At 59.6% G+C, this 24,441-nt stretch carries 16 protein-coding genes; 12 read left to right on the forward strand and 4 right to left on the reverse strand.

From position 1 onward, the window contains the following. The first annotated feature begins 175 nt into the window (after nt 1-175). From CVS48_RS06785 to CVS48_RS06810, 6 genes are all read left to right on the forward strand, one after another. Nucleotides 176-1,360 (forward strand): MFS transporter, encoded by a 1,185-nt coding sequence (locus tag CVS48_RS06785; protein WP_100853776.1) that lies wholly within the window; start codon nt 176-178, stop codon nt 1,358-1,360. Between the two features lie 399 nt (nt 1,361-1,759). Next, nucleotides 1,760-2,284, forward strand: a complete 525-nt coding sequence (gene ssb / locus CVS48_RS06790; RefSeq protein WP_100853777.1) for a single-stranded DNA-binding protein — start codon at nt 1,760-1,762, stop codon at nt 2,282-2,284. A 205-nt stretch (nt 2,285-2,489) separates the two neighbouring features. Further along, nucleotides 2,490-5,363 carry a two-partner secretion domain-containing protein gene (locus tag CVS48_RS06795; RefSeq protein ID WP_126376230.1) on the forward strand — a complete coding sequence of 958 codons (2,874 nt, stop codon included), beginning with the start codon at nt 2,490-2,492 and terminating at the stop codon, nt 5,361-5,363. A 204-nt stretch (nt 5,364-5,567) separates the two neighbouring features. Then, nucleotides 5,568-8,363, forward strand: coding sequence for a two-partner secretion domain-containing protein (locus CVS48_RS06800; protein ID WP_100853779.1), 2,796 nt, complete (start codon nt 5,568-5,570; stop codon nt 8,361-8,363). A gap of 204 nt (nt 8,364-8,567) precedes the next feature. Further along, nucleotides 8,568-11,366 carry a two-partner secretion domain-containing protein gene (locus CVS48_RS06805; protein ID WP_100853780.1) on the forward strand — a complete coding sequence of 933 codons (2,799 nt, stop codon included), beginning with the start codon at nt 8,568-8,570 and terminating at the stop codon, nt 11,364-11,366. 204 nt (nt 11,367-11,570) lie between these two features. Then, a complete protein-coding gene (locus tag CVS48_RS06810; protein ID WP_100853781.1) occupies nt 11,571-14,372 on the forward strand; it encodes a two-partner secretion domain-containing protein in 2,802 nt (933 codons plus the stop codon). Here the strand turns inward: CVS48_RS06810 and CVS48_RS06815 are convergent, their stop codons facing one another. Then, nucleotides 14,373-15,272 carry a LysR family transcriptional regulator gene (locus tag CVS48_RS06815; protein ID WP_100853782.1) on the reverse strand — a complete coding sequence of 300 codons (900 nt, stop codon included), beginning with the start codon at nt 15,270-15,272 and terminating at the stop codon, nt 14,373-14,375. Nucleotides 15,273-15,396: 124 nt separating this feature from the next. On the opposite strand from CVS48_RS06815, the gene CVS48_RS06820 reads away from it, so the two are divergent. Beyond that, on the forward strand, nt 15,397-16,563 hold the full coding sequence (locus CVS48_RS06820; protein ID WP_050448316.1) for a mandelate racemase/muconate lactonizing enzyme family protein: 1,167 nt from the start codon (nt 15,397-15,399) through the stop codon (nt 16,561-16,563). A 103-nt stretch (nt 16,564-16,666) separates the two neighbouring features. On the opposite strand, the gene CVS48_RS06825 is transcribed toward CVS48_RS06820, so the two are convergent. Further along, on the reverse strand, nt 16,667-18,874 hold the full coding sequence (locus CVS48_RS06825; protein ID WP_100853783.1) for a TonB-dependent siderophore receptor: 2,208 nt from the start codon (nt 18,872-18,874) through the stop codon (nt 16,667-16,669). A 167-nt stretch (nt 18,875-19,041) separates the two neighbouring features. Here CVS48_RS06825 and CVS48_RS06830 point away from each other — a divergent pair, with 167 nt between their 5' ends. From CVS48_RS06830 to CVS48_RS06850, 5 genes are all read left to right on the forward strand, one after another. Further along, nucleotides 19,042-19,995, forward strand: coding sequence for an AraC family transcriptional regulator (locus tag CVS48_RS06830; protein WP_242001348.1), 954 nt, complete (start codon nt 19,042-19,044; stop codon nt 19,993-19,995). A 77-nt stretch (nt 19,996-20,072) separates the two neighbouring features. After that, a complete protein-coding gene (locus CVS48_RS06835; protein WP_100853785.1) occupies nt 20,073-20,801 on the forward strand; it encodes a class I SAM-dependent methyltransferase in 729 nt (242 codons plus the stop codon). A gap of 305 nt (nt 20,802-21,106) precedes the next feature. Next, nucleotides 21,107-21,415, forward strand: coding sequence for a DUF4148 domain-containing protein (locus CVS48_RS06840; protein WP_100853786.1), 309 nt, complete (start codon nt 21,107-21,109; stop codon nt 21,413-21,415). Nucleotides 21,416-21,531: 116 nt separating this feature from the next. Beyond that, entirely contained in the window at nt 21,532-21,840 is a 309-nt protein-coding gene (locus tag CVS48_RS06845; protein ID WP_100853787.1) for a DUF4148 domain-containing protein, read from the forward strand. Between the two features lie 127 nt (nt 21,841-21,967). Beyond that, entirely contained in the window at nt 21,968-22,570 is a 603-nt protein-coding gene (locus CVS48_RS06850) for a TetR/AcrR family transcriptional regulator (protein WP_100853788.1), read from the forward strand. 132 nt (nt 22,571-22,702) lie between these two features. On the opposite strand, the gene CVS48_RS06855 is transcribed toward CVS48_RS06850, so the two are convergent. Both CVS48_RS06855 and CVS48_RS06860 read right to left on the reverse strand, forming a co-directional pair. Further along, nucleotides 22,703-23,560 (reverse strand): cysteine hydrolase family protein, encoded by an 858-nt coding sequence (locus CVS48_RS06855; RefSeq protein WP_100853789.1) that lies wholly within the window; start codon nt 23,558-23,560, stop codon nt 22,703-22,705. A gap of 245 nt (nt 23,561-23,805) precedes the next feature. Continuing rightward, nucleotides 23,806-24,423, reverse strand: a complete 618-nt coding sequence (locus CVS48_RS06860) for a TetR/AcrR family transcriptional regulator (RefSeq protein WP_100853790.1) — start codon at nt 24,421-24,423, stop codon at nt 23,806-23,808. Between the last annotated feature and the right edge of the window lie 18 nt (nt 24,424-24,441).

The raw sequence follows: 24,441 nt of genomic DNA on the forward strand, positions 1-24,441 counted from the left end.
GCTCTTTTAAGCGGATTCAAAGGCCAACTTGTTACTATAGCGCGCCGAGTCCCCCCGCGTTCAAGGCAGTCCGCGATTTGGACTGAATGGGCTCCGGCGCCGCACCGCCAGATCAGACTGTGAACGTGTGACATCCACGCGCGCGCACCGCCCTTGTCATTGTTGAATTTTCCGCATGCCGGCAGACATCAAACTGAAATTGACCCCTTCCGAGCGCCGCGCCAGCGTGGCATTGGCCGGCCTGTTCGCCGCGCGGATGTTGGGGCTGTTCCTGTTGCTGCCGGTGTTTGCCGTGGCGGCGGCCGGCATGCCGGGCGGAGACGACCCCGCGCGCGTCGGCCTGGCGCTGGGCATGTATGGCCTGACCCAGGCGTTCATGCAGATTCCCTTCGGCCTGGCGTCCGACCGCTGGGGCCGCCGCCCCGTCGTGCTGTTCGGGCTGCTGCTGTTCGTGGCCGGCAGCATCGTCTGTGCGCAGGCAACCGATGTGTACTGGATCACCATTGGCCGCGCCATCCAGGGGGCGGGCGCCATCTCGGCCGCCGTCACCGCGTGGTTGGCCGACGCCACCCGCGACGAAGTCCGCACCCGCGCCATGGCCATGGTGGGCGCGTCGATTGGCCTGTCTTTCGCGGTGTCCTTGGTGCTGGCGCCCGTGCTGGTGGGGTGGTGGGGCTTGTCCGGCCTGTTCTGGACCATCGCCTGCCTGGGTGTGATCTGCCTGGCCGTGGCGCGTTTCGTCGTGCCCGTGGTGCCGCGCACCCAGGCCCGCACCATGCAAGCCGCCCGGCCGATGGAAGTGTTGACCCACCGCGACCTGCTGCGCTTGAATTTCGGCGTGTTCGTGCTGCATTTGATTCAGGTGTCGATGTTTGTCGTGGTGCCGGCGCTGCTGGCCAAGGTGGGCGGCCTGGACGCGCGCGAGCTGTGGAAGGTCTATTTGCCCGTCATCCTGGTGTCGTTCGTGCTGATGGTGCCCGTGGTGTTCGTGGCGGAAAAGCGCCGCGCCCATCGGGGCGCCTTGCGCGCCGCCGTGGCGGGCCTGGTCCTGGTGTGCGCGTTGATGCCGGCGGCCAGCCATGGTTTCTACACGCTGGCCATCGCGCTGACGGGCTTCTTTGTCGCCTTCAACGTGCTGGAAGCCCTGCAACCGTCGCTGGTGTCCCGCGTGGCGCCGCAGGCCTACAAGGGCTTGGCGCTGGGCTTCTACAACACGGCGCAGGCGGCGGGGCTGTTCATGGGCGGCGCTTTAGGGGGCTGGTTGGCAGCGCATTCAGGCGCCAGCGCGGTGTTCATCGGCGCGGCTATTTTGTCGGCGGTGTGGCTGGCGGTGACCTGGGCGTTGCGGCCGCTGGCGTAAGGCGGCTGAGGTGGGCGTGGGGCCGCTGGCTAAGGTCGGTGCGGCCCGTTGCAGGGCTGTGGATCGAGCTCTGGATCGAGCTGGCTATGCGTCCCCTAATTCATCCGAAACCTCACTGATCGCGCTGCGAATGGCGGCCAACAGCCCCTAAATCGATTCCCTGGGTGGATCGCTTTGTCACGAATCGCGTTTGGCGTGCCGGGTGCTTTTCGTCGATAATACGTACCAAATTAGGGCTTCACGGAAGTAGGGGTCATCAGGATCCCAGGCGTCGCCGGTCATTGTCATGATGACCGGCGTGTTTCATGAAGCCGGTCTTCAACATCGCTTTTTATGTTGTTGCCGGCGCGCTCGCGGCAACGCACAGGCGCAGGCTGTCAACAACTGAGGGACATCGGCATGGCATCGGTTAACAAAGTCATTCTCGTGGGCAACCTGGGTCGCGACCCGGAAGTCCGCTACAGCCCGGAAGGGGCTGCAATCTGCAACATGTCCATCGCCACCACCTCCACCTGGAAGGACAAGGCATCGGGCGAGCGCCGCGAAGAAACCGAATGGCACCGCGTCGTCATGTACAACCGCCTGGCTGAAATCGCCGGCGAATACCTGAAGAAGGGCCGTTCGGTCTACATCGAAGGCCGTCTGAAGACGCGCAAGTGGCAAGACAAGGACACCGGCGCTGACCGTTACAGCACCGAAGTGGTGGCTGACCAGATGCAAATGCTGGGCGGCCGTGAAGACGGCGGCGGCGGCGGCGCCAGCTACGGTGGTGGTGGCGGCTACGACGACGCCCCGTCGCGCCCGCAACAACAACGCGCCGCCCCGGCGCAACGCCCGGCCCCGCAACAGCGCCCGGCGCCTGCTTCGGCCCCGGCCAGCAGCGGTGCGAACCTGGCGGATATGGACGACGATATTCCGTTCTGATATCGCCACGCGAATAGATTGTTATTCCAAGCCCTCGCAAATGCGGGGGCTTTTCATTTTTAAGCTACGGAATCAATAAGACGGTTATGAAATTCGCAGCGTAATAATCATTATTTGGTTGCGAATTCTATAATCGAGTTTTACAGCAATATGGCGTGCTAGCCTCGTCTAAAGGGTTTCCAATCATTGAGACGAGGAGAGTGAAGTGAATAATCGCCGCCGTACTCCAGAAAATAAAATACAACGACGCGCGCGTCGCGCCTTGCGAACCGCATATCCGCTTCTGGCATGCATGTCGTCGTCCGTAATATTGTTTGCTGGTTCTGCCTACGCGCAGAATCTACCCATGGGCGGCAAGATCACCAGCGGACAAGGCAGTATCTCGGAGCCCAATCGCCTATCGAAAAAAATCCAACAGACCAGCGACAAGCTATCCATTGACTGGACCAGTTTCAATATTGCCTCGGGCAGCCGGGTGGATTTTCATCAGCCCGACGCCAATTCCATTGCCTTGAACCGCGTCGTCGGCATCAATGGCAGCAAGATCATGGGGCAACTCAACGCCAATGGCCGTGTGTTCCTGATCAACCCCAACGGGGTGTTGTTCGGCAAGACCGCGAAGGTCAACGTGGGGGGCTTGGTGGCGTCGACGTTGAAGCTGAGCAATGACGATTTCAACGAGGGCCGATTCCGCTTTGTCGGCGACGGCCGCCCGACATTGGCAAGCGTCGTCAACGAAGGCGTGTTGATTGCGGCAGAGGGCGGAACGATCGCGTTGCTGGGTGGGCAGGTTGAAAACAAGGGTGTCATCCGGGCCAAACAGGGCGCCATCGCGCTGGCAGCGGGCGAACGCATCACGCTCGGCGTTTCCGAGGATGGGCTGCTGAACGTAGAGATTGATCAGGCGGGGTTGAATGCCTTGGTCAGCAACCACAACGCGCTGACGGCGCAGGGTGGGCAGGTGACGCTCAAAGCTCGCGCTGCCAATGCCGTGGCGCACGCGGTCGTGAATAACCAGGGTTTGATCGAAGCGCAAACGCTGAATGGCCGCTCGGGCACGATCGTGCTGGACGGTGGTGAGCAAGGCACGGTATTGGCGGCAGGCACATTGAACGCCAGCGCGTTCAGTGGCAACGCCGGTGATATTACGGTGCAAGGCCAGCGCGTGGACCTGCGTGGGAATCTACTCGCGACAGCCGGCGGACAGGGCGATGGCGGTAACGTTCTGGTCCAGGGCAGGCAAGTGCAGATGGAAGGTAGCGCCCAGGTCGATACACGCGCGGCGACGGGCAACGTTGGCTGGCTGACGCTTGAAGCGGATCAAATCAGCGTGACGACGCAGGAAGTGCCGCTGGTCAGCGGTATCAGTGGCGAGCATCTGAATCAGCAATTGGCCAAAAACAATATCGCGCTGAAATCCACGCAAGGCGACCTTCGCGTTCTGGAAGAAATTAGCTGGGATGCCGATACGACGCTGAGTCTGGATGCGAAGAAATCCGTACGGCTGAATGCAAATGTCGAGGTAAGCGGGGATAAGGCGGGTTTCGTGATGAACCATGGCGCCGACGCCGACTATATTTTGGGTAAGAACGTCACAGTGACGTTGCCCGGGGCGCAAGCAAGCTTGCGCATCAATGGGCAGGATTATCAACTCATCCGCAATGTTCACGAGCTTCAGGCCGTGGAAAACAATCTGGACGGTTATTACGCCTTGGCCAATCGGATCGACGCGAGTGAGACAGCGAATTGGAATGGGGGCCGAGGATTTGTGCCGATTGGTGGAGGTCTCTGGAACCATAAAGACAGATTTAAGGGGACGCTTACCGGCTTGGGACATTCGGTCGACAATTTGACGATCAAAGTTGATTCCTCAAATACTGTTAAACAAGTAGGAATGTTCAGCAAGTCCCATGGGGTGCTTAGGAATATTGGTGTAGTCAATCAGAAAATTTCTTTAGATCGCCCTGATGCGCTTAATTATCTTGGCGGCCTGGTAGCGGTAAACTATGGCGTGGTGAAGTACGCCCATTCCTCTGGCCAAGTCACTACGACTCAATTGATGGACACGCTCGGTGGACTTGTCGGATATAACGAAGGGGAAGTGCTTTACTCAAATTCTCGCAGTGTAGTGCGAGGCGTTCCGGCTGATAGTGGTCAATTGGGAAACGCTGGTAGTTTAGTGGGCTATAACAGCGGGCACATCGCGCACTCCTACGCGACCGGAGACGTCTACGGGGGGCTATCGGCGGCCGGAGGCTTGGTGGGAGTAAATGACCAAAAAGGGAATATTGAATATTCCTACGCAACGGGAAATATTAATTCATTCTCCATTGCAGGGGGGTTGGTGGGCGATAATTATGGCAAAATTAGCAACAGCCATGCTCATGGAAGCACCTTTGGCCCGACTGGTTCTGGGGGGTTGGTGGGAATTAATAATGGTCAAATTAGCAACAGCCATGCTCACGGAAACTCCGGGGGGGATCAGAATGTTGGTGGACTTGTGGGGAGCAATCGACACACCGGAATCATCGCGGATTCTCGGGCATCGGGAAATGCGACACTCCGATTCGTTTTCGGACACGCAGGTGGTATTGCAGGCGATAATTACGGGCTGATCCATCGCAGCCATGCATCGGGCAATGCAAATGGTAGCAGCGATAATGCGGTGGGGGGGGTGGCTGGATATAATGCGCGAAGTGGAATAATCCGCGAATCTTCCGCAAGCGGTACGGCGACTGCTGGGTCGCACAACCCCAGGCATCCGATCGGTACGGTTGGCGGGCTGGTGGGGAGCAACTACGGTCTGATTGCGAATTCTTATGCCAGTGGCGCTGTTATAGGCCGTCATGATCAGGACGCAGTGGGCGGACTGGTCGGTCTCAATCGCGGTCTGATTGAGCAGTCTTATTCAAGCGGAGCCGTTACGGGCAAGGGCATCAAGGGCAGCCTGGTGGGATGGAACGTCCACCCTGATTCCTATGGGACCCTTAGCGAAATCCGCCAGTCCCTCGGTTCCGGCACCGTCAACGGTGAGGACGGCCCTCAGGTCGGTATCGACCAAGGCACCTTCGAATGGTGATCCCCTCCCCGCTGAAGTGATCCAAATCCCCCCGCAATTTTGCGGGGGGATTTTCATTTTTAAACGCTAAATCAATAAGATGATTACGATATAAGAGACTTAATAATCATTATTTGATTGTCAATTTTATAATCATGAGCTGCGATTGTTTGGCGTGTTAGTCTCGTCTCCCAAGATTTGGTTAATCAAGACGAGGAGCAGTAAATGAATAATCGCAGCCAGATAATTAAAAATAAAAAACAACGACGGGCGCGTCGTTCTTTGCCAACCGCCTATCCGATTTTGGCGTGCATGTCATCGTCCATGATTTTGCTTGCCGGTTCTGCCTACGCGCAGAATCTACCCATGGGCGGCAATATCACCAGCGGGAAAGGCAGTATTTCTGAACCCAATCGCCTGTCGAAGAAAATCGAGCAGGCGAGCGACAAGCTGTCCATCGACTGGACCAGTTTCAATATTGCCTCGGGCAGCCGAGTGGATTTTCATCAGCCCGACGCCAACGCCATAGCCTTGAACCGCGTCGTCGGCATCAATGGCAGCAAGATCATGGGGCAACTCAACGCCAATGGCCGTGTGTTCCTGATCAACCCCAACGGGGTGTTGTTCGGCAAGACCGCGAAGGTCAACGTAGGCGGCTTGGTGGCGTCGACGTTGAAGCTGAGCAATGAAGATTTCAACGAGGGTCGATTCCGCTTTGTGGGCGACGGCCGCCCGACGTTGGCAAGTGTGGTCAACGAAGGTGTGTTGGTTGCGGCAGAGGGCGGAACGATCGCGTTGCTGGGTGGGCAGGTTGAAAACAAGGGTGTCATCCGCGCGAAGCAGGGCGCCATCGCGCTGGCGGCGGGCGAGCGTATTACGCTCGGCGTTTCCGAGGATGGGCTGCTGAACGTAGAGATTGATCAGGCGGGGTTGAATGCCTTGGTCAGCAACCAGAATGCGCTGACGGCGCAGGGTGGTCAGGTGACGCTCAAAGCTCGCGCTGCCAATGCCGTGGCGCACGCGGTCGTGAATAACCAGGGTTTGATCGAAGCGCAAACGCTGAATGGCCGCTCGGGCAAGATCGTTCTGGACGGTGGTGAGCAAGGCACGGTATTGGCGGCAGGCACATTGAACGCCAGCGCGTTCAGTGGCAACGCCGGTGATATTACGGTGCAAGGCCAGCGCGTGGACCTGCGTGGGAATCTACTCGCGACAGCCGGCGGACAGGGCGATGGCGGTAACGTTCTGGTCCAGGGCAGGCAAGTGCAGATGGAAGGTAGCGCCCAGGTCGATACACGCGCGGCGACGGGCAACGTTGGCTGGCTGACGCTTGAAGCGGATCAAATCAGCGTGACGACGCAGGAAGTGCCGCTGGTCAGCGGTATCAGTGGCGAGCATCTGAATCAGCAATTGGCCAAAAACAATATTGCGCTGAAATCCACGCAGGGCGACCTTCGCGTTCTGGAAGAAATTAGCTGGGACGCCGATACGACGTTGAGCCTGGATGCCAAGAAATCCGTGCGGCTGAATGCGAATGTCGAGGTAAGCGGGGATAAGGCGGGCTTCGTGATGAACCATGGCGCGGATGCGGACTATATCTTGGGCAAGGACGTCGCGGTGACGTTGCCTGGAGCCCAAGCAAGCTTGCGCATCAACGGGCAGGATTATCAGCTCATTCGCAATGTTCACGAGCTTCAGGCTATCGAGAATAATCTGAACGGCTATTACGCCTTGGCCAATCGGATCGACGCGAGTGAGACCGCGGATTGGAATGGGGGCAGGGGATTTGTGCCGATTGGTGGATACTACCGAACACCCCAAGAAAAATTCCAGGGAGAGCTTACCGGCCTGGGACATACAATCGACCATCTGACGATTAAAATGGATTCTTCGAATACTGTTAAACAGGTGGGAGTTTTCAGTAATTCCTATGGTGTGCTTAGAAATATTGGTCTGGTCAATCAGAATATTTCTGTAGCACGCCCAAATCAGCAAAATATTATAGGCGGCTTGGTCGCGGTCAACGCTGGCGTGGTGAAGTATGCCCACTCTTCGGGTCAAACTTCGACGACCAGATTCAGCCACATAATCGGTGGACTCGTTGGATATAACCTAGGCGAAATTCTCCAGTCACATTCTCGCAGTGTGCTTCGAGGTGGCCCTTCCGATGCTTTCGAACTTGCGTACGTCGGTGGTTTGGTTGGCCTCAACAGCGGACGCATTGCGCATTCCTATGCGACGGGAGACATTCACGGAAAACTGTCGGCGAGCGGAGGTCTGGTGGGTAGAAATCGCGGAACCGGGAGTATCGAGTATACGTACGCAACCGGCAATATCGCTTCAACCATTTTTGCGGGAGGGTTGGTGGGCGAGAACGGCGGCCAGATTAGCAACAGCCATGCTCGCGGAAGCACTGATGGCGAGTACTATTCTGGCGGGCTGGTGGGAAGCAACAACGAAACCGGGATCATTATGGACTCTCGGGCATCAGGAGACGCGACAAACCGATCCCATTTCGGGAGAGCGGGCGGCTTGGCGGGCCAGAACTTTGGGCTGATTAACCGCAGCCATGCCTCGGGCAGTGCAAATGGTAGCAGGGATAATTTGGTAGGCGGCTTGGTTGGGTCTAACGAGCGTAGTGGGACAATCCGCGACTCTTCCGCAAGCGGTACGGTGACTGCCGGGTTCGAAAATCGAAGGGATCGGGTCGGGACGGTTGGAGGGCTGGTGGGTAGCAACGCCGGTCTGATCGCCAACTCGTACGCCAGTGGCAATGTTATAGGCCTTCACGATCAGAACGCAGTGGGGGGACTCGTCGGTCTTAATAGCGGCCTCATTGAGCAGTCTTATTCCAGCGGAGCCGTCATAGGCAAGGGTATTCAGGGCAGTCTGGTTGGATGGAACGTCCATCCGGATTCAGATGGGACCCTCAGTGAAATCCGCCAATCCCTGGGCTCCGGCACCGTCAACGGCGAGGATGGCCCTCAGGTCGGGCTCGACGAAGGCACCTTCGAATGGTGATTCCCTCCACTCGCTGAAGCAATCCAAATCCCCCCGCAATTTTTCGGGGGGTTTCATTTTTAAACGCTAAATCAATAAGATGATTACGATATAAGAGACTTAATAGTCATTATTTGATTGTCAATTTTATAATCATGAGCTGCGATTGTTTGGCGTGTTAGTCTCGTCTCCCAAGATTTGGTTAATCAAGACGAGGAGCAGTAAATGAATAATCGCAGCCAGATAATTAAAAATAAAAAACAACGACGAGCGCGTCGTGCGTTGCGAACCGCATATCCAATTTTGGCGTGCGTGTCATCGTCCATGATGTTGCTTGCCGGTTCAGCCTATGCGCAGAACTTGCCCATGGGCGGCAATATCACCAGCGGGAAAGGCAGTATTTCTGAACCCAATCGCCTGTCGAAAAAAATCCAGCAGACGAGCGACAAACTGTCCATAGACTGGACCAGTTTCAATATTGCCTCGGGCAGCCGGGTGGATTTTCATCAGCCTGACGCCAACGCCATTGCCTTGAACCGTGTTATCGGCACTGACGGCAGCAAGATCATGGGGCAACTCAACGCGAATGGCCGTGTGTTTCTGATCAACCCCAACGGGGTGTTGTTCGGCAAGACCGCGAAGGTCAGTGTCGGCGGCTTGGTGGCGTCGACGTTGAAGCTGAGCAATGAAGATTTCAACGAAGGCCGATTCCGCTTTATCGGCGACGGCCGCCCGACGTTGGCAAGTGTGGTCAACGAAGGTGTGTTGGTTGCGGCAGAGGGCGGAACGATCGCGTTGCTGGGTGGGCAGGTTGAAAACAAGGGTGTCATCCGCGCGAAGCAGGGCGCCATCGCGCTGGCGGCGGGCGAGCGTATTTCGCTCGGCGTTTCCGAGGATGGGCTGCTGAACGTAGAGATTGATCAGGCGGGGTTGAATGCCTTGGTCAGCAACCACAACGCGCTGACGGCGCAGGGTGGGCAGGTGACGCTCAAAGCCCGCGCCAGCAATGCCGTGGCACATGCCGTTGTGAACAACCAGGGTTTGATCGAAGCGCAAACGCTGAATGGCCGCTCGGGCACGATCGTGCTGGATGGTGGTGAGCAAGGCACGGTACTGGCCGCAGGCACATTGAACGCCAGCGCGTTCAGTGGCAACGCCGGTGATATTACGGTGCAAGGCCAGCGCGTGGACCTGCGTGGGAATCTACTCGCGACAGCCGGCGGACAGGGCGATGGCGGCAACGTTCTGGTTCAGGGACGGCAAGTGCAGATGGAAGGCAGCGCACAGGTCGATACGCGCGCGGCGGCGGGCAATGGCGGTTGGTTGACGCTTGAAGCGGATCAAATCAGCGTGACAACGCAGGAAGTGCCGCTGGTCAGCGGTATCAGTGGCGAGCATCTGAATCAGCAATTGGCCAAAAACAATATTGCGCTGAAATCCACGCAGGGCGACCTTCGCGTTCTGGAAGAAATTAGCTGGGATGCCGATACAACGCTGAGCCTGGATGCCAAGAAATCCGTGCGGCTGAATGCGAATGTCGAGGTAAGCGGGGATAAGGCGGGCTTCGTGATGAACCATGGCGCGGATGCGGACTATATCTTGGGCAAGGACGTCGCGGTGACGTTGCCTGGAGCCCAAGCAAGCTTGCGCATCAACGGGCAGGATTATCAGCTCATTCGCAATGTGCATGAGCTGCAAGCCGTAGAGAATAATCTGAACGGCTATTACGCCTTGGCCAATCGGATCGACGCAAGTGAGACGGCCGATTGGAATAAGGGCGGGGGATTCGTGCCGATTGGCGGAGATGGCGGGAGCGTCAAGGACAGATTTAACGGAACGCTGACCGGCTTGGGGCATTCAGTCGACAATTTGACGATCAAGGTTGATTCCTCAAATACTGTTAAGCAAGTCGGATTGTTCAGTAATTCCTACGGTGTACTCAGAAATATCGGCTTGCTCAATCAGAATATTTCCGCAGCCCGCGTTGGCCGTCCTAACTTTGTGGGCGGATTGGTCGCGGCCAATTTTGGAACGGTGAAGTACGCCCACTCATCCGGCCAAATCGTTACCACGCAGATCAAGGACTCGCTGGGTGGTCTTGTTGGAGTTAACGAGGGAGAGGTGCTCCATTCCTATTCCCGCAGTGTGGTGCGAGGTGTTCCCGCATTGGGCGGCCAATTGGGATACGTAGGCGGTTTGGTGGGCAAAAATAGCGGGCGCATCGCGCATTCCCACGCGACAGGCGACGTTCATGGCGGATTTTCGTCGGCCGGAGGCTTGGTCGGGGCAAATATCGAACGGGGGAACATTCAAAACTCCTACGCAACGGGAAATACGACTTCCAGCTTTCTTGCTGGCGGGTTGGCGGGCATTAATCGCGGCCAGATCAGCAACGGCCATGCCAGGGGTAATGTGTCCGGCCGGAACAATACGGGGGGATTAGTCGGCATCAACGGCGTGGCGGGAATAATTGTGGATTCTCGAGCATCGGGAGATGCTGTCAGCCAATATTTCGGCGTCGGCGGTTTGGTGGGGACTAACGAAGGAATGATCAAGCGTGCCCATGCATCGGGGAATGTGAAGGGAAATGTCAATGCCGTGGGTGGATTGGTGGGGACCAATCTGGGAGGGATGATCAGCGATTCTTCGGCTAGTGGAACCGCGACTGCCGGTGATCATTCTACGAACATGAGCGGCGCGGTGGGTGGCTTGGTGGGTCAAAACTCGCAATATGAAGGGCGCGCCGGCACGATCATTAATTCGTACGCCAGCGGCGATGTCATAGGAACTCGAGATCAGGACATGGTGGGAGGGCTGGTTGGCTCGAACTTGGGCGTGATCCAAGCTTCTTATTCCAGCGGCCACGTGTCGGGCAAGGGCATCAAGGGCAGCCTGGTGGGATGGAACTTCCATCCTGATTCCTATGGATCCGTCAGCGAAATCCGCCAATCCGTTGGTTCCGGCACCGTCGACGGCCAGGAAGGTCCACAGGTCGGCATAGATCAAGGCACCTTCGATTGGTGATCCCGTCTATGCAATGACGCGCTTAAAAGCCCTCGAAAATCGCGAGGGCTTTTCATTACGGAACCGTTTAATCAATAAGATGATTACGATATGCATGGCGGAATAATCATTATTTGACTGCCGGTTTTCAAATCATGATTTGCGATTATTTAGCATGTTAGTCTCGTCCCCCCAAAGTTTCAGTTATTAAGACGAGGAAGGTAAATGAATAATCGCCGCCAATCTGTCAAAAATAAAAAAGAACGACGAGCACGTCGCGCATTAAGAACCGCATATCCAATTTTAGTGTGCGTGTCGTCGTCCATGATGTTGCTTGCCGGTTCAGCCTATGCGCAGAACTTGCCCATGGGCGGCAATATCACCAGCGGGAAAGGCAGTATTTCTGAACCCAATCGCCTGTCGAAAAAAATCCAGCAGACCAGTGAGAAGCTATCCATAGACTGGACCAGTTTCAATATTGCCTCGGGCAGCCGAGTGGATTTTCAGCAGCCCAACGCCAACGCTATTGCATTGAACCGTGTTATCGGCACTGACGGCAGCAAGATCATGGGGCAACTCAACGCGAATGGCCGTGTGTTCCTGATCAACCCCAATGGGGTGTTGTTCGGCAAGACCGCCAAGGTCAACGTGGGGGGCTTGGTGGCGTCGACGTTGAAGCTGAGCAATGAAGATTTCAACGAGGGTCGATTCCGCTTTATCGGCGACGGCCGCCCGACGTTGGCAAGTGTGGTCAACGAAGGCGTGTTGGTTGCGGCAGAGGGCGGAACGATCGCGTTGCTGGGTGGGCAGGTTGAAAACAAGGGTGTCATCCGGGCCAAACAGGGCGCCATCGCGCTGGCGGCGGGAGAGCGCATCACGCTCGGCGTTTCCGAGGATGGGCTGCTGAACGTAGAGATCGATCAGGCGGGGTTGAATGCCTTGGTCAGCAACCACAATGCGCTGACTGCGCAGGGTGGCCAAGTAACGCTAAAAGCTCGCGCCAGCAATGCCGTGGCGCACGCGGTCGTGAACAACCAGGGTCTTATCGAAGCACAAACGCTGAATGGCCGCTCGGGCAAGATCGTGCTGGATGGTGGTGAGCAAGGCACGGTACTGGCCGCAGGCACATTGAACGCCAGCGCGTTCAGTGGCAACGCTGGTGATATTACGGTGCAAGGCCAGCGCGTGGATTTGCGTGGGAATCTCCTGGCGACAGCCGGTGGACAAGGCGATGGCGGCAACGTTCTGGTTCAGGGTCGGCAAGTGCAGATGGAAGGCAGCGCACAGGTCGATACGCGCGCGGCGGCGGGCAATGGCGGTTGGTTGACGCTTGAAGCGGATCAAATCAGCGTGACAACGCAGGAAGTGCCGCTGGTCAGCGGTATCAGTGGCGAGCATTTGAATCAGCAATTGGCCAAAAACAATATCGCGCTGAAATCCACGCAAGGCGACCTTCGCGTTCTGGAAGAAATTAGCTGGGATGCCGATACGACGCTGAGCCTGGATGCGAAGAAATCCGTACGGCTGAATGCAAATGTCGAGGTAAGCGGGGATAAGGCGGGTTTCGTGATGAACCATGGCGCCGACGCCGACTATATTTTGGGTAAGAACGTCACAGTGACGTTGCCCGGGGCGCAAGCAAGCTTACGCATCAATGGGCAGGATTATCAGCTCATTCGTAATGTGCATGAGCTACAAGCCATTGACAACAAATTGGACGGCTTTTACGCGTTGGCTAATGGAATCGACGCCAGTGAAACGGCGACTTGGCATGCGGGCGCAGGGTTTAGACCGATTGGGGGGGATAACGGAAGTGAAACGCACAGATTCCGAGGTGTTTTGACCGGCATGGGTCATGCCGTGAATAAGCTGACGATGAACGTGGATTCGTCGGACTATAAGGGATATGTGGGGGTATTCAGCGATTCATATGGCGTGCTAAGAAACGTCGGATTGCAGGACTACAGTATTTCCGCAAGCGGACTTGACTCTTCCTACGCTGTGGGAGGACTGGTAGGGGCGAATTTTGGCGTGGTGAAGTACGCTCACACCTCGGGGCAAATCCGGACGACACAAATCGTGAATTTACTGGGCGGACTAGTCGGATACAACGTTGGCGAGGTGTCGAACTCCTATTCGCATGGCACCGTGGACGGCGCCTCAAATCATGGTGGCAAGAGTATGTCCGGCGGTTTGGTCGGCTCGAATGAGGGTCGTATCGCTCGCTCATACTCGACTGCGGTGATTAACGGGAGGCAGTCATATGCCGGAGGATTGGTCGGCTCAAACTATGGTGGAAAAATTGAGCAGTCTTACGCGACCGGTGACGTTTCCAGCCTTTTCTATGCCGGCGGGTTGGCCGGTGAAAACTACGGCTCAATCAATAACAGTTACGCAAGCGGAAATAGCAGTGGTCATACAGCGGGCGGGCTGGTGGGGCTGAACTTCCCAGGGCGGACCATCGCAGATTCGCGAGCATCAGGGAATGCGACGTCGACGTCCGGAGGCTATTTAGGCGGTTTGGTTGGTGAGAACGCTGGGTTGATCCTTCGCAGCCACGCATCGGGAGACGCCACCGGAGGCCAGGACAGCAGGGTTGGCGGATTGGTGGGGATAAACCGGGGTGGAATTATTCGCCAATCCTCCGCCAGTGGCATGGCCACGACCGGGGGGCGTTCGTCCGGCGCTTATCCGAGGGGTAGCGCCGGTGGGTTGGTTGGAAGCAATTTCAGCGCGCACGGAAATACGGCGCTGATCATCGATTCCTATGCCAGCGGCAACGCGGCGGGCACCCACGAGCAAGACGCCGTGGGCGGGTTGGTGGGCGCAAATTCCGGCGTGATCGAAAGCTCTTCTTCCAGTGGCCAAGCCTTGGGCAAGGGCATCATGGGCAGTCTCGTAGGATGGAATTTCCACCCGGACACTTATGGCACCGAAAGTGAAATCCGCCAGTCCTTGGGTTCCGGCACTGTCAACGGCGAAAACGGCCCCCAGGTCGGCATCGACCAAGGCACCTTCGAATGGTAATCAGCCTGAGCGTTTGAACACCTCAACCAGATAATCAATAAACGCCCTGGCCCGGGCGGTTTGATTTCTGCGTTGCGGGTAATACACAAAGAGGTCGGCGGACGGCAGCGTGATGTCGGGTAATACCACTCGCAGCCGTCCGCTTTTCAAATATTTGGCCAGATCCCATTCCGAGCGGATCAATATGCCATGGCCGTCCAGCGCCCAGCCCAGCACGATATCTCCGTCATTGCTGGACAAGGCCCCATCCACCTTGATTGCCACGCTTTCCCCATCGCGGGTGAATCGCCACACGCCGTGCGCCTCATCGTTTTGCGTATGCAGGATGCAGCGGTGTGACGCAAGATCGGCCAGCGTGGCGGGCGTGCCGTGTTTATCCAGATAGCGCGGCGCCGCGCACAAGAAGCGGCGGTTGGACATGACGCGCCGCGCGCTCAGGCGTCTGTCGGGTAGTTCGCCGAAGCGGATCCCCAGGTCGAAGCCGCTTTCCACCAGATCCACCGGCCGGTCCGTGACTTCCAGTTGGACTTGGACCTCGGGATAGCGCTTGGCGAAGTCCGAGACCAGCGGGGCGATGGTGGTGCGGCCGAAGCCCAAGGTGGCGTTCACTTTCAGCGCGCCGCGTGGCGTTGCGCCGCTGCTGGAGACGGCGTCTTCCATGTCGCGCAGATCTTCAAGGATCTTGGTGGCGTGCGACAGATACGTCTCGCCTTCGCTCGTGAGGCTCAGGTTGCGCGTGCTGCGGTTCACCAGCCGCACGCCCAGGCGCCGCTCCATCAGCGCCAGGCGCTTGGTGGCGGCGGGCGGCGTCAAATTGAGTTCGCGCGCGGCGGCGGACAGGCTGCCCAGCCGGGCCAGATGGATGAAGAACTCCAGTTCGGACGCGATGTCAGTTTTCACTGAAAGTAAATAATCAAATGAATAATGGTGAATCTTAGTGCGGGTATTCGCCTCTACGCTAGGGGTTCCCACTGACTTATTCCCCACCCCTCGCCGCCACAGTCGGCGCATCAGGAGACACCCCATGAGAATCGTCGAGATCCGCGAACAGACGCTGCCCATCAGCTCGCCCATCCGCAACGCCTATATCGATTTCAGCAAGATGACGCTGAGCCTGGTTGCCGTGATCACCGACGTGATCCGCGACGGCAAGCCGGTGGTGGGCTACGGCTTCAATTCAAATGGCCGATATGGCCAGGGCAAGCTGATGCGCGAACGCTTCATTCCGCGCGTCATGGAGGCGGATCCTGAATCGCTGGTGGACGCGACGGGCAAGAACCTGGACCCGCACAAGATCTGGAACGCCATGTTCACGAACGAGAAGCCGGGCGGCCATGGCGAGCGCTCGGTCGCGATCGGCACCATCGACATGGCGGTGTGGGATGCGGTCGCAAAGATCGAGGGCAAGCCGCTGTTCCAGTTGCTGGCCGACCGCTACGGCAACGGCCAGGCCGACCGTCGCGTGTTCGTCTACGCGGCGGGTGGGTATTACTACCCTGGGCAAGACCACGGCAAGCTCAAGGACGAGATGCGCAGCTACATCGACCGGGGCTACACGGTCGTGAAAAAGAAGATTGGCGGCGCGTCGCTGGATGAGGACTTGCGCCGCATCGATTCGATCTTGAGCGTGCTGCAAGACGGGCAGAAGCTGGCGGTTGACGCGAACGGCCGCTTTGATCTGGATACCGCCATCCAGTACGCCAAGGCGTTGTCGCAGTACGACCTGTTCTGGTACGAAGAGGCGGGCGACCCGCTGGATTACGAATTGCAGGCCACCCTGCGCAACTACTACGCCAACCCGATGGCGACGGGCGAGAACCTGTTTTCGATGCAGGACGCGCGCAACCTGATCCGCCATGGTGGCATGCGTCCGGACCGCGATTGGCTGCAATTTGATTGCGCGCTGAGCTACGGATTGGTGGAGTATCTGCGCACGCTGGACATGCTGAAGCAGCACGGCTGGTCGGCCAGCCGTTGCATTCCGCACGGCGGCCACCAGATGTCCTTGAACATTGCGGCAGGCTTGGGGCTGGGCGGCAACGAAAGCTACCCGGACCTGTTCCAGCCCTTCGGCGGGTTCCCCGATGGCGTGAAAGTGGACGGTGGTTACGTCACGATGCCGGAGCTGCCCGGCATCGGCTTTGAAGGCAAATCGGACCTGATCACCGTCATGCGGCAATTGTCGGCGTAGGCGGCAGCCGCCCCGCACGGGGTTTGCCGGCGAATCACCGGCGAACCCTCAGCGGGTCATTCTGAGCGGGTCACCCGCGAATCACCCGCGATCCCCGCCCGATTTACCAGCGATAGCGCAGCGTCGCCATCACCGTGCGCTCCGCGCCCCAGTAGCAACTGACGGCCGTGCCCAGGCAGTTGGCGACGTAGCGCTTGTCGAACAGGTTGGACACGTTCAGCGCCACCTGCGCGCCGGCCAGCGTGGGGCTGGCGCGGCCCAGGTCATAGCGGATGGCCGCGTCCACCAGCGTGACGGCGGGGATGGCGTAGCGGTTGTTCAAGTCGCCATAAAAGCCGCCACGGTAAGTGACGCCCGCGCCCAGGCCCACGCCTTGCAGCGGACCGTCGCGCAGCGTGTAGTCGGCCCACAAGGCGGCTTGATGGCGCGGCACGAAGATCAACTGGTTGCCACGTTGGGCCGCAACGTTGGTCTTGGTGATTTCGCTGTCGCTCAACGCATACGACATGGTCAGGTCCAGGCCGTTGTCGAAACTGGCCTTGCCTTCCAGCTCGATACCCTGCACCTGCGCTTCGCCGGTCTGCACGACAAAGCTGGTGTTGACGGGATCCGGCGTGCTGACGTTTTTCTGCGTGATCTGGAAGGCCGACAGCGTGATGAAGCTGTCGTAGCCATCGGGCTGGAACTTCACGCCGGCTTCGTACTGTTCGCCCGTGGTGGGCTTGAGCGCCGAGCCGTCGCGGGTGACGCCCGTCATCGGTTGGAAAGACGTGGAATAGCTCAGGTACGGCGACAAGCCGTTGTCGAAGCGGTAGGTCACGCCGGCGCGGCCGGTGAAGCGGTCGGCGTCGGCCTTGCGGGACGTCCAGCCCCATTGGCCGCCACTACCCACGGTGCCGTTGTCGGTGGTGCCTTCGGTCCAGTCATAGCGGCCGGCAAACGTGAAGCGCAGGCGGTCCAGTTCAATCTGGTCTTGCGCATACAGGCCCAACTGGCTGCGCGTCATGTTGATCTTGGTGGCGGTGGGCGGGCGCGTCACCGAGGTGCCGTAGTCAGGGTCGAACACGTCGAACAAGGGGGACGCGGGCGGCAGCATCAGACCCAGGCTGCTCTCGTTGTAGCGGGACTTTTCGCGCAGGTAGTCCAGGCCGAAGGTCAGGTCATGACGCATCGGGCCGCTGCTGAACTTGGCGTTCAACTGGTTATCGATCTGAAACGTGTGTGAGGTTTCGGGAAAGGCCCAGGCGTAGCGGATGGCCTGGGTGTCCGACACCATTGCGCCAATCTGCACGCGCCGCGTGTTGGTGTCGACGTTCGTGTAGCGGGCGCTTTGGCGCAGGCTCCAGGTGTTGTTTACGCGATGGTCTAGCGTGTAGCCGACCATGGTTTGTTCGTTGGTGAAGATGTCGTAGCCGGGTTCGCCCACGAAGCGGTCGCGCGGGATGTAGCCGGCCGTGTCGCTTTTTTCCAGCGTGCCGATGACGGGCAGCACAGGGGCGCCGCCGCCGCCATGGCTGGTGATCTTCTGATACTGGGCGCTTAGGTTCAGGCTGGTGTCGGACGAGGGGCGCCAAGTGAAGCTGGGGGCGATGAACTGGCGTTCGTCGTCAACGTGCCGATACTGCGTATCGCTGTCGCGCAGCGTGCCCGTCAGCCGGTACAGAAACTTGCCTTCTTCATCGGCCGGGCCAGAGAAGTCGAATGCGCCCTGGAACCGGTTGAAGCTGCCCGCCTGCAACACCACTTCGTTAAGTGGTTCGGCGGTGGGGCGTTTGCTGGTCATGTTGACCAGACCACCCGGCGCGCTTTGGCCGTACAGGCCTGACGACGGGCCTTTCAGGATTTCGATGCGCTCCAGGCCATAGGTGTCGATACGTGGCTGCGAATAGCCGCGCGCGCCAAAGGGCAGCAGCAGGCCGTCCAGGTAGCGCGACGGCGTAAAGCCGCGAATGGTCAGCCAGTCATAGCGCACATCGTTGTCGCCGTATTGCGCGATCACCCCCGGCGTGTAGCGCACGGCCTGGGCGACCGAGGTGACGCCGCGCTGGTCCATTTCATTGCGGGTGATGACGTTGATGGTCTGGGGCGTGTCGATGAGTTCCGCGTCCGACTTGGTGCCGGAGCGGCTGCGCGTGGCCACGAAGTCCGCGCCAGAAGTGGGCGACGCGTCGCGCGCGCCTTGCACCACCACCGGTGCCAGCGTGGTCACGCCGCTTGCGGCAGGCGATGCGGTTTGCGCGGCAACGATAGCCGGCGACGCGGCAATGGCGGCCAACAACGCCAGCGGCAGCGGCTTCTTGGTAAAGGACACGGTGTTACCCCTGGTTCAATTTATAATTAACAAGAATCATTCCTAAGCGTCGGCATGATTCCAGATCCCGGTTTTTCTGTCTGACGTTTCTTCGGCGCCCATTGACGGTTTTGCTGCCGCCCCGTTTTTTGCGCCCGCCACCTATGCCTGCCAGCGCCACCGCGCCCTTGTCTACTCTGTCACTGCCCGACCCCTGCACGGGTCCCATCAAGCCGCATGAATGGTGGCGCGGCACGCTGCCGACCGTGCCCGCCACCGACGACTGGGAAGATGTCATCGAAAAAGTGCTGCGGGTTGATGATGGCGTCAGCCTGGTGGTGCTGGATGGTTGCCCACGACGGACGTTGACGATTCCCGCGCCGGGCGCGCCGGTGTTCGGCATGCAGGTCTGGCTGGAAGGCGATGCCCTGTTGGCGCTGGAAGGGGGGGAGCCTCTGAAGGTGACGGGCGGCGCGGCGCTCTTGTTCAACCACGAGCGCGTGATGGGCTGGGCCACGCATCTGCCGGCCAGGCGTCGGGTGCGAATGGTGGACATCCGCTACACACCGGACGCGCTGGCGCGCGCGGGCGGCACGATGCCCCTCGGCTTGCTGCGGCAGCGTTTCCACCGCGATGTCAGCGTACCGGCGCACGGGTCCTTGGTGGCATCGCTGGACGCGCCCCCCAGCTTGCTCGCCTTGGCGGGTAGCCTTTCCAGCGATGCGCCGCCGGCGGCAGACGCGCGGCGCCTTTGGTATCGCGCCAAGTCCCTTGAAATGCTGTCGGCATTCGTGCAGCTACTATCCCTGCCTGCCGCGCTGGCCGGCCCCGCGGCGCACGAACATCAACGGATACGTCACGCGTGCCAACTGTTGCGGGATCGCTGCGCGGAACACTGGCCGCCGGGGCTCCTGGCGCGCACGGTGGGGCTGTCAGAGAAGCGCTTGCAGCAATTGATGCGCGAATGCGTGGGCCGGTCAGTGCATGCGTACCTGAGCGACATGCGCTTGGCTCGCGCATCGGACTTGTTGCAGGCCGGCATGAGCGTCACGCAGGTGGCGGGCGAGGTGGGCTTTTCCAGCCTGAGCCATTTCAGCAAGGTCTTCAAACTGCGCTATGGCGCATCGCCGCGATCCTGGTAAGGTCGGACCCAACCTGACGCATCCGCTGCTGGAATGCGTAATACAGGCGTAGGAATGCCCTGCACAAAGGACGCGCCATGACGCAAAACATCTATGACACCGCTGAGTTTTTTGAAGGCTATAGCCAGATGGCCCGATCCGTGCACGGCCTGGACGGCGCGCCCGAATGGCCAGCGTTGCGGGCGCTGATACCCGCATTGGCCGGCAGCCGCGTCGTGGACCTGGGCTGCGGCTTTGGTTGGTTCTGCCGGTGGGCGGAAGCGCAGGGCGCCGCCCAGGTATTGGGCCTGGACGTATCCCAGAACATGCTGGACCGCGCACGCGCCACGACGCCCGCCGGACCGATCGCTTATCAACGCGCCGACCTGGAAAACCTGGCGCTGCCTGCTGCGGCCTACGATTTGGCCTACAGCTCTCTGACGCTGCACTACATCGAACGATTACCCGAGTTGTTGGCGGCGATTTACCGCGCGTTGACGCCAGGAGGGCATTTTGTGTTCTCTGCCGAGCACCCCATCTACACTGCGCCGGCGCAGCCGGGCTTCGTGCAAGATGCAACCGGGCGCCGGGTCTGGCCGCTGAACCAATACGCCGTGGAGGGGCCGCGCACCACGGACTGGTTGGCTAAAGGCGTGATCAAGCAGCACCGCACGCTGGGCACGTATTTGAACCAGTTGATTGCGGCCGGGTTCACCATCACGCACGTGCAGGAGTGGGCGCCGACCGCTGAGCAACTGGCGGCGCAACCGGCTCTGGATGAAGAGCGTGATCGCCCGATGATGGTGTTGGTGGCGGCGACGCGCTAGCGCGCTGTTGTCTTTCCGGCATCATGAAATATTTGGTTTCACAAAACCCGCTTGCGCTATCTATCTAGTAGTAGGTAAGATTCATCCATCGACGCAGCACAAGCAGCAAACGCAGCAAGGCAAGTACAGGCAACACCCAGGCAACACCCCGGAAGCACCGCTGCCGCCGAAACCAGAAATACAGTAGGACGATTTTTGATTGGCCCTTTTTATTTATCGCCGTACCTATCTATAAGTAGATAGCTGGTGATCGTAACCCAAACTCAACCGAAGCACCTTTCGCATATTCATCTGGAGAACTGACCATGAAGACCCTCGTATCCGCCCTGATCCTGTCCGCCTCGTTCATTGGTGCCGCTCAAGCCGGCGAACTGGACTACCCGCCCGAACTGAACACCGCCAGCACCGTGACGCGCGCCCAAGTGCAGCAAGAACTGGCCGCCGCCCGCGCCAACGGCGAACTGAGTTTTGGTGAAGAAGGCTACGCCGCGACGACGTTTGCCGATGTCGGTAGCGACAAGACCCGCGCCCAAGTGAAGCAGGAACTGGCAGCCGCCCGTGCCCAAGGCCTGACGGAAAGCAACGAACTGGCCTACCCGCCCGTGCAAGGCTGAGTTTTTTTGAGGCCTTATCTATCTAGGCATAGATAGTTTTTCGCAGCAACGTTTCATCCTGATTGTTCAAACCGATTGCCCCCTTACGCAGCACAGATCCTTACTGGAGATCAACCATGAAGACCCTCGTATCCGCTCTGATTCTGTCCGCCTCGTTCATTGGCGCCGCTCAAGCCGGCGAACTGGACTACCCGCCTCCCCTGAACACCGCCAGCACCCTGACCCGTGCTCAAGTGCAGCAAGAACTGGCCGACGCCCGCGCCAATGGCGAACTGGTGTTCGGTGAAGAAGGCGAATCCGCCACGGCCTTTGCCGCCGTCGGTGCCGACAAGACCCGCGCCCAGGTCAAGCAGGAACTGGCTGCCGCCCGTGCCCAAGGCCTGACCGATACCGGCGAACTGGACTACCCGCCCGTGCAAGGCTAAGCCAATGCCGGCACATGCGAACCCCGGGGGGCGGGAAGTTTCCCGGCCGGGGTTCGCACGGGCTCCGGTCCACACACTAGGGCGGGCACCGATGACGGACCGACCTATTAGTAGGTAATATTCAGCCATGGACACTCCGACCCCCAACACCACCCGAGACCTGCTGCTGGCGCATGCCGAAAAGCTCATCCGCACGCGCGGATGCAATGGTTTCAGCTACCGCGACCTGGCGGAGCATGTGGGCGTGAAGACGTCCAGCATTCACTATTATTTTCCAGGCAAGGACGACCTGCTGTACGAAGCGGTCGAAGCCTATAGCACGCGCGCGCTGGGCGCCATACGCGGCATCGACACCACGCAGCCTGCCCAAGCGCAGCTTAAGGCGTACCTGTCGATGATGGAATCGGCGGCCTGCGGCGAAGGTGAACTTTGTCTGGGCGGGATGTTGGCCGCCGACATCATGACCTTGTCTGACCGCGTGCGCGGCGCATTGCAGGGATTTTTCCGTGCGCACGAAGCGTGGTTGGCGCGTGTGCTGGCTCAAGGCGCCGCTGAGGGCACGCTGAGATTCTCTGGCTCGGCCGAGGCCGCCGGCCGCGCCGTGTTCGCGACCGTGCAAGGTTGCTTACTTGTCTCGCGACTGTTCCAGCAACCGCCCGCGTTGTGCGAGGCCATCAGCGCCTTGTACGTGGCATGCGACAAGGCCGCCAAGCCCGCGGCGGGCGTCTAAGCGCAGCAGGACTGACGACAGGCGTTCAGCAGTGCTTTTATTAGCGTAGTACTTCACGGCCGCCCGGCGTAAGCAGGCGGCCGTTGTCATGGGCGTCAACGTGGCCTCAACGACGGACGTCAACGATGGGCGTCAACTTTGCAGCGCGCGCGCCATGTCGACGCTGGTGCGTTCCTGCACACCCAGGTCGCGCATGCGTTGCAGGAACGTTCTCTGAGCATCTTCAAACCCGGCGACCGGGCTCATGCAGTCGGTCAACAGCACAACCCGCGACAGATTGCCCCCAGGCAAGTGTTCGGCCAGATGCTCCACCGTGGCTCGCACGCAGTGGCTGCCAGCTTCGCCCGCGACCAGGATGAGGTCGGAACGATCCAGCGAATCCAGCAAGCCCCGGTTGAGCTGGCTGCGCGGGTCGTCGGGGTCCGGCACTTCGGCCATCAGCGCGCTGTAGTGCTCCGTCCACGGGTTCGTGCCCTTGGGCACCTTGCGCACGATGAATTGTCCGGCGTCTTCCCAGCGGTTGTACGCCGCCCGCACGTCGGGGTGCACGTTGTGGCCCCACGTGCCGATTTCGCAATGCACCGGCCACACCATCAGCGTGTATCGGCCCCGCGCTTCAAGCTCGTCCAGATAGGTCAAGGTGCGCGGCAGGTCGTCGGCGTGGCGGGGCACAAATTGGCCCGCGCGCAGTTGCGCGGCGGAGATCGGCGTGAACGGCTCGACAGCCAGGCCTTCGCCGGCGTGCCAGAAGGTGGGGTGCGCGATGTCCACGCGATGGTGGGAATCCAGCGTGACGGTTATCGAGCTTAATACTGGCGCGGTGGCGTCGATGAAACGCGCCAGCCGCTGCATGTCGGCGTGGGCCCCCGGCACGGGCAGGGCGGGTTGCCTGGCCTGTCCGGTCATGGGATCCCGGGGCAGGTAAGGCTCGGGCAGATCGCAGAAATCGTTCTGCGGGTCGACGATCAATAAATGGACGGAACGCGGCATGGGGAATTTGGATGGCCTTTTCCGGAATATAGACCGGGATGACGCTTGACCACTAGAACAGCACCAGATGTTCCGCGCAGTCGGGCAATTGACGCAGCAAGGCGCGCCATTGCCGCCAAAGGTAGACCAGTACGGCGAGGGCAAGAGCGGCGATCAGCATCCACATGGCAGTATCCAAAGAATGTTTCGCACGACCGTGCGAAATTGGTCAAGAAAATCGCCGGCATCGGCCGGCCGGGAGTGGGTTACTCCAGGTACGTAAAGCTGCGGTACGTTGAGATAAGCCTGTCATAGGCGGCGCGTACGCGCGCGGGGGCTTTCGGGTCCCGCAGGAAGCGGGCGTCATGCATCAGGCCGATCATCAGGCTGTACACCTCGAACACCAGTTGTTCCGGATCGGTGTCGGGCCGCAAATGGCCGGCCTCAAGCGCTTGGCGCACCGTGCGCACCATGGCCGCGCGCCAGCGCCGCAAGTTGCCTTCCAGCACGGCTCGCAGCGGCGATTCCACGTCGTCGTATTCAAAGGCGCCCGCTACATAGACGCAGCCCGTCGACATCTCGACGTTGCTGGCGCGTTCAACCCACAGTGACACCAGCGCATTCAAGCGCGGCAGGCCACGCGGTTGCGCCATGGCGGGGGTGAAGACGGCGGCGACGAAGCGCCGGTCGTATTCGTCCAGCACGGCCTGCTGCAAGGCTTCCAGCGACCCCACGCGCGAAAACACGCCGCTTTTGCTGATGCCGAGCCGCTTGGCAACCTGGCCCAGCGACAGGCTTTCCATGCCCTGGGTCGCGGCCATCTCCAGGGACGCATCCACGATGGCGGCGAAGGTCAGCTCGCTTTTCTCTGTTTTGGCAGTCATGCGGCAAAATTTAGCACG

Source organism: Achromobacter spanius (assembly GCF_002812705.1).
GTDB classification, from domain to species: domain Bacteria; phylum Pseudomonadota; class Gammaproteobacteria; order Burkholderiales; family Burkholderiaceae_B; genus Achromobacter; species Achromobacter spanius.